The organism is Psychrobacter sp. T6-1 (assembly GCF_052258445.1).
Genome location: NZ_JBQQFC010000129.1, coordinates 1 through 6,371, shown reverse-complemented (window position 1 = coordinate 6,371; position 6,371 = coordinate 1). Strand labels below are relative to the sequence as shown.

At 42.6% G+C, this 6,371-nt stretch carries 7 protein-coding genes and 1 pseudogene; 2 read left to right on the top strand and 6 right to left on the bottom strand.

Annotated elements, in window-relative coordinates:
* Both ACTXGO_RS08235 and ACTXGO_RS08230 read left to right on the top strand, forming a co-directional pair.
* Window positions 1-213 (top strand): annotated as a pseudogene (locus tag ACTXGO_RS08235) (class 1 fructose-bisphosphatase); the annotation flags it as partial.
* Window positions 214-266: 53 nt separating this feature from the next.
* A complete protein-coding gene (locus tag ACTXGO_RS08230) occupies window positions 267-1,061 on the top strand; it encodes a TrmH family RNA methyltransferase (protein ID WP_435950375.1) in 795 nt (264 codons plus the stop codon).
* A 104-nt stretch (window positions 1,062-1,165) separates the two neighbouring features.
* Here ACTXGO_RS08230 and ACTXGO_RS08225 read toward each other — a convergent pair whose 3' ends face one another.
* From ACTXGO_RS08225 to ilvC, 6 genes are all read right to left on the bottom strand, one after another.
* On the bottom strand, window positions 1,166-2,098 hold the full coding sequence (locus ACTXGO_RS08225; protein WP_435950374.1) for an electron transfer flavoprotein subunit alpha/FixB family protein: 933 nt from the start codon (window positions 2,096-2,098) through the stop codon (window positions 1,166-1,168).
* Window positions 2,099-2,226: 128 nt separating this feature from the next.
* A complete protein-coding gene (locus ACTXGO_RS08220) occupies window positions 2,227-2,976 on the bottom strand; it encodes an electron transfer flavoprotein subunit beta/FixA family protein (RefSeq protein ID WP_317200635.1) in 750 nt (249 codons plus the stop codon).
* Window positions 2,977-3,362: 386 nt separating this feature from the next.
* On the bottom strand, window positions 3,363-3,947 hold the full coding sequence (locus ACTXGO_RS08215) for a DUF421 domain-containing protein (protein ID WP_435950373.1): 585 nt from the start codon (window positions 3,945-3,947) through the stop codon (window positions 3,363-3,365).
* A 164-nt stretch (window positions 3,948-4,111) separates the two neighbouring features.
* On the bottom strand, window positions 4,112-4,324 hold the full coding sequence (locus tag ACTXGO_RS08210) for a cold-shock protein (RefSeq protein WP_317200633.1): 213 nt from the start codon (window positions 4,322-4,324) through the stop codon (window positions 4,112-4,114).
* Window positions 4,325-4,601: 277 nt separating this feature from the next.
* The gene (locus ACTXGO_RS08205) at window positions 4,602-5,027 is read right to left on the bottom strand and encodes a hypothetical protein (RefSeq protein WP_317200632.1); all 426 of its coding nucleotides are present in this window, start codon (window positions 5,025-5,027) and stop codon (window positions 4,602-4,604) included.
* A 342-nt stretch (window positions 5,028-5,369) separates the two neighbouring features.
* Window positions 5,370-6,371: ketol-acid reductoisomerase (gene ilvC, locus ACTXGO_RS08200; RefSeq protein WP_443574005.1), on the bottom strand; the 1,002-nt coding region annotated here is incomplete at its 5' end.

Below are 6,371 nucleotides of genomic sequence, written 5' to 3'. Positions count from 1 at the left end.
GACGCCAAAAAAGCGGGCAAACTACGCTTAATGTACGAAGCCAACCCTATGAGCTTACTGATTGAGCGCGCAGGCGGCGCGGCGACTGATGCTACGACTAGAATACTGGACATCGAGCCTAATGATATTCATCAACGTGTGCCTGTAGTATTAGGTAGTAAAAATGAAGTGGACTATGTTAAGACTCTTCATTTGCAACATAGTCAGTCTTAGATAAATGACGCAAAACCTTAACGCTACTTTTTTCTAATTCTGAGCCGTTTACTATGAGCGCAAATCCTACTGAGCTAATTACCTCTGATAAGAACCAAACGGTAAAACTGATCAAAGCACTACTTACGCAAGCTCGCCGGCGCAAAAAAATAGGCCAAACGGTACTTGAAGGCGCACATTTGATTGATGCAGCCCTGCGTAGTGACTACCCTGTACTACAGATACTATTATCTGAGTCAGCACACACGCATAGTGAAGTGCGGCAGCTGCTTGCGCGGCTGCCCAGTTATGTTGGCATCTCAACGCTGCCAGATACGCTGTATCGCAGCATAAGCAGTTTAGGTACTGGTATTGATATCATGGCTATAATTGCTATACCTAAGCATAATTTGCCTGTCATTAACGATGATTGCTTGATTTTAAACGACGTACAAGATAGTGGCAACGTCGGTACGTTACTACGCACGGCAGCAGCTGTTGGTATCACAAAGGTGCTCTGTACTGAGGGCAGCGCGCAAGTGTGGTCGCCCAAGACTTTGCGGGCAGGAATGGGCGCGCAGTTCGCTTTAACAGTCTATGAAGGGCTAGCGGTCACAGATGTTTTGCAGCAAGTCAAAGTACCCCTACTAGCGACCAGCTCGCATACGGATACTTTGATTTATCAGCATGATTTAAGCGCGCCTATAGCTTGGGTTATGGGACACGAAGGTCAAGGCGTCTGCGATGAGCTCATGCAATGCGCCACCCCTATTGCCTTGCCGCAGCCTAACGGGCAGGAGAGTCTCAATGTCGCTATTGCAGGCGCGCTATGTCTGTACGAGACCCTGCGTCAACGTCAATATAGCTGATATAAAATAATAGCAATGCAGCTATAAAACTTAGCCTCAAAACGCAAAAATCCCGCTATATATAGCGGGATTTTTATTTATCTAAGTACAATACCTAATAAACCTTAGATTTTACTGGTTAGCTCAGGTAAAGCGTCAAATAAATCGGCTTCTAAGAAATAGTCAGCAACGCTAGCGATTGGCGACTCAGGATCGTTATTGATAGCTACGATAACTTTAGAGTCTTTCATACCCGCTAAATGCTGAATGGCACCAGAGATACCAGCAGCGATGTATAATTGCGGAGCAACGATCTTACCTGTTTGACCGACCTGCATATCGTTAGAGACGTAACCAGCATCAACAGCAGCGCGCGAGGCACCAATAGCAGCGCCTAGTTTATCAGCTAAAGGTTCGATATATTTAGTGAAGTTCTCGCCATTAGCTAGAGCACGACCACCAGATACAACGATACCCGCTGAAGCCAATTCAGGACGATCAGATTTTGCAACTTCTTCACTTACAAAGCTTGATTTGCCTGCATCTTGAACGTTGTCAATAGTTTCAACGGTCGCTGAACCGCCTTCGGTAGCGACAGGATCAAATGAGGTTGGACGTATAGTCACAATCACTTTGTCTTCTGAGGTTTTGACTGTTGCCGTTGCGTTACCTGCGTAAATAGGACGCTCAAAAGTTTGCGCGTCGATAACAGCAGATATCTCCGATAGCATGCTAACGTCAAGCAAAGCGGCTACGCGAGGCATAAAGTTCTTACCTGTAGTCGTTGCAGGAGCGACGATATGGCTGTAGTCACCTGCAATATCAGCAACTAGCAGGGCAATATTAGCCGCTAATTGATACTCATAAGCGCCGTTGTCTGCTAGCAATACTTTGCTTACGCCTTCAGCCTTTGCAGCTTCGTCTGCAGCGCCCTGCGCGCCAGAACCTGCTACCAACACATGAACCTCATCGCCCATTAATTTAGCAGCAGCAATAGTGTTGAAAGTTGCCTTTTTTAGACTGGCATTGTCATGTTCTGCATATACTAAAATAGCCATTGTCTTTATCCTTTATTAATTCTTGTCGTCTATACTATGATCAGGTCTTGCTTTGCTTGTTACTTATGTCATCAAACATAGGTGTAGGTAAGCATAGCTACAAGCCCTACAAAATCTGCGCTGATGACTTAGATAACTTTAGCTTCGTTTTTAAGCTTATCGACCAATTCGTCCACTGATTTAACAGTGATACCTGCTTTACGAGCGGCAGGCGGTACGACCTTTGTGATTTGCTGCTTGGAGGCCATATCAACACCAAAATCTGCTGGCGTCTTCTCATCAAGTGGCTTTTTCTTTGCTTTCATGATGTTTGGCAATTTAGCATAGCGTGGCTCGTTTAGACGCAAATCAGCTGTAATAACCGCAGGTAGCGTTAGCGCAACAGTCTGCAAACCGCCATCAACTTCACGAGTGACGTTTACTTTATCGCCTTCAACGTTAACTTCTGATGCAAAAGTACCCTGACCAATACCCATCAATGCCGCTAGCATTTGACCCGTTTGGTTATTGTCATCATCAATGGCTTGCTTACCTAATAAGATGATGTCTGTTGACTCAGACTCAGCAATACTTTTTAGGATTTTGGCGACTTGCAAAGGATATGGCTTGTCGTCTGTTTGTACCAGTACGCCACGATCAGCACCTAGTGCCAAGGCTGCACGAATCTGCTCTTGCGACTCTTTTGGGCCGATAGAGGCGACGATGATCTCATCGATCACGCCCGCTTCTTTTAGACGTACCGCTTCTTCTACTGCAATCTCATCAAATGGGTTAATAGACATTTTGGTGTTCGATAAATCAACGCCAGAGTTGTCAGCTTTTACACGAACCTTTACGTTATAATCAATGACACGCTTGACCGCTACTAATGCTTTCATACGTTCCTCGTTTATTAATGTTATGAATAAAATATTTTGGTTAAAAAAACCAAGAGTTAGTGTTTACCTAAGCGTTATTATAAAGCTTTCACGCGCAATATCAAAAACGATGAGTCACAATAAATATCAAACTTATCGCTCATGCCTATTGATTTTAAGTATATGGATTAATCCACTAATTACTTGTCAATCCTGTACCTAAACACACGTATTTAAGAACAGTCCGTATCTTGCGTGAGCACAGGCGCAAAATCAAGATAGCGCTGTGAATAAAGCGTCATAAATTTTTGAGAAGCTCAAAACGCAAAGCCTAAAACTGAGTAAACAATACCGCCAGCTCACTACCCTTTATAGCACTTTGGGTCGTGCATTTTCTTAACATTTTGTTATCGATTAGTCATATCTTTATGACTAGTAGTGTTGTTTATACTATTCATCAATATCTCTTTGTCGCGGACATCATCAAAAAGCGACCAATCCGGCTTAGCGTCATTGTTTTTGATAACGCTCATATCAGCAGTGGTTTCCATGATGACTGCAAACACCTCAGAAGGCGATTTAACACCGTTTTGACGCAGTACCTGCTTAACATCATTAGTGCTTAGTTTTGCTTCTTTTAAGTTGTCCCAAAGATACTCACCGTTTGCCATCAAAATTATGGGCTGATTATCGAGCAGATCTTTGACAGGTTTAATTTTGCGGCGCACGATAGAGACAATGGACTGCAAGAGAAACAACATACCAACGGCAAATATGCCTTGCATCAGTGAAGTCGATTTGGATACCACTGTGGATGCTAATATACTACCAATACCTATGGTCATCGCCAGATCATAGCTTGAGAGCTTAGAGAAACTACGTAGCCCTGCGATGCGAGTAAATAATATTAGGCAAAAGTAAAACACCACAACCGATATTGTAATACCGATGACTTGTTGCTCGTTAATCATTATCCAAGACTGCCATTCCATAACTGACTCCTAACTCTACTATTTTAATGGTACGTCAATAAATTAAATCTAGAACTGATAAATTTTAGTCATAAAAAAAGCAACCTATCTAAGTATAGGTTGCTTTTTTATACAGTCTAAACAATATTTTTATTGTTATAAAACAATATAATCTCGGTTTAAGATTATAGGGCTTCGATTTGCTCAGCTTGTGGACCTTTTTGGCCTTGACCTAGAACGAAAGAAACTTTTTGGCCTTCGGCTAGTGTTTTAAAGCCACCACCTTGAATAGCGCTGTAATGAGCGAATACATCTTGACCGCCATTGTCTTGAGCGATAAAACCAAAACCTTTAGCTTCATTAAACCACTTTACGGTGCCTTCAACTTTTTCTGACATAATTTTTCCTAACTCTTTAACGGTTGGTGAGACTAATGCCTTCACCGATTAATTGAAAAATACTTATAGCTTCTAAGCTCATCATCGAAATGAATCCACTTACCTATTAAAATACAACACAAATGTGTTTAAAGTCTTATAAGTATGATTTAAGTATAGCAGCTTTTATAAGCCTAGGTAAGTTTAATACAGTAATTTTGTAAATGGCATTTTTGACGCTATATCATTGAATAGTTTGATATTTTTAATTGATAATTGATTTTGACTTATCATTTTACTAATTAGCAATAGGTAACCAAGGCGCTGCCAATACTAAAAGACATAAGGAGAAAAATATCAAAGCAAACGACTGACTGTAAGCAATGTACTTAACTGGTATCACTAACTCCTTTGCAGAATCAGGAATGCCTTTACGTCTGAGCAGGCGGGTGCCATACACCCAGCCAAATACGGTATATATGCCATAAGCAGCTGGTACGGTTACTGCAAGCGGTGTCAACTCGATAACGTAGAGCATCATGACTGAGATAAAAAACCAAGCCGTATCTAGTAATGAGCTAAATTTAAACAATGGCGATTGGGGTAGCTTGCCGTCGGTGGTCTTGAGCATCTCCCCTTCTATCCAGATCAAAACAGCTACTACCGCGCTTAGGGCGACGTATATAAATTGCGGCGTTAGCCAGTCAGGGTTGGGTATTAGCACAGCTACCGCCTATGATTAATAATGTTTATAATAAAAGTTAAATTGCTTGCACCGTTATACTTAACTTGCACCGTTGTACTTAAAGTGTTGCACTCGTAAACTGTGAGCAAGTCTTATAATGTTTGTCTATATAGGGCGGCTAGTCGTCATTTTCAACCGATGGTAAGTCAATTTCTATTCGCCGCTGTTTTTTAGACTTTACAAATACGCGTTAGCGACAAAATTGTTAAGATAATAAAGCTATTAAAGTGATCAATTGATTAAAACGGTTAAGGTGCTAAACAAAAAAAACCCACGTTATCTGTTGATAACATGGGTCTTAAAAACTTAGATCAGTAACGCTTAGTTTTTGTCTTTATCGATGATTTTATTACCACCGATCCAAGGCATCATGCCGCGAAGTTTTGCGCCAGTGACTTCGATCTGATGCTCAGCGTTGTTACGACGACGCGCCGTCATAGAAGGATAGTTCGTTGCGCCCTCTGAGATGAACATCTTGGCGTACTCGCCTGATTGAATGCGTTTAAGCGCATTACGCATCGCTTCTCGTGATTGCTCGTTGATGACCTCTGTACCCGTAACGTATTCGCCGTATTCAGCGTTGTTACTGATTGAGTAGTTCATATCAGCGATACCGCCTTCATACATCAAGTCAACGATAAGCTTAAGCTCGTGCAAACACTCAAAGTAAGCCATTTCTGGTGCGTAGCCTGCTTCTGTCAAAGTCTCAAAACCCATTTTGACCAGCTCTACTGCGCCGCCGCAAAGGACTGCTTGCTCACCGAATAAATCAGTTTCAGTCTCATCTTTAAACGTCGTCTCGATGATACCTGAGCGTCCACCGCCAACGCCTGCGGCATAAGAGAGCGCTAATTGCTTGGCATCGCCTGAGGCGTCTTGATAGATTGCGATAAGATCTGGAATACCGCCGCCTTTGACGAACTCGTTACGTACCGTATGGCCTGGTGCTTTTGGCGCTACCATGATGACGTTTAGATCGCTACGCGGTACCACTTGGTTGTAATGAATCGCAAAACCATGAGCAAAAGCCAATGTCGAACCCTCTTTGATGTTTGGCTCAATCTCATTGTTGTATAGCTCTTTTTGGAACTCATCTGGCGTCAAGATCATCACGACGTCAGCGGCTTTTACGGCGTCTGCCACATCAGCGACTTTTAGACCCGCGTTTTCTGCTTTTTTACGAGAACCCGAATCAGCGCGCAGGCCGACAGTGACATCTACGCCAGAGTCTTGTAAGTTTAGAGCATGGGCATGACCTTGTGAGCCATAACCGATGATGGCGACTTTTTTGCCTTGAATAATCGATAGATCGCAATCTTTATC

Coding starts and splice junctions, on each gene's coding strand:
- ACTXGO_RS08230 (WP_435950375.1), top strand. CDS start 267: ATGAGCGCAAATCCTACTGAGCTAATTACCTCTGATAAGAACCAAACG.
- ACTXGO_RS08225 (WP_435950374.1), bottom strand. CDS start 2,098: ATGGCTATTTTAGTATATGCAGAACATGACAATGCCAGTCTAAAAAAG.
- ACTXGO_RS08220 (WP_317200635.1), bottom strand. CDS start 2,976: ATGAAAGCATTAGTAGCGGTCAAGCGTGTCATTGATTATAACGTAAAG.
- ACTXGO_RS08215 (WP_435950373.1), bottom strand. CDS start 3,947: ATGGAATGGCAGTCTTGGATAATGATTAACGAGCAACAAGTCATCGGT.
- ACTXGO_RS08210 (WP_317200633.1), bottom strand. CDS start 4,324: ATGTCAGAAAAAGTTGAAGGCACCGTAAAGTGGTTTAATGAAGCTAAA.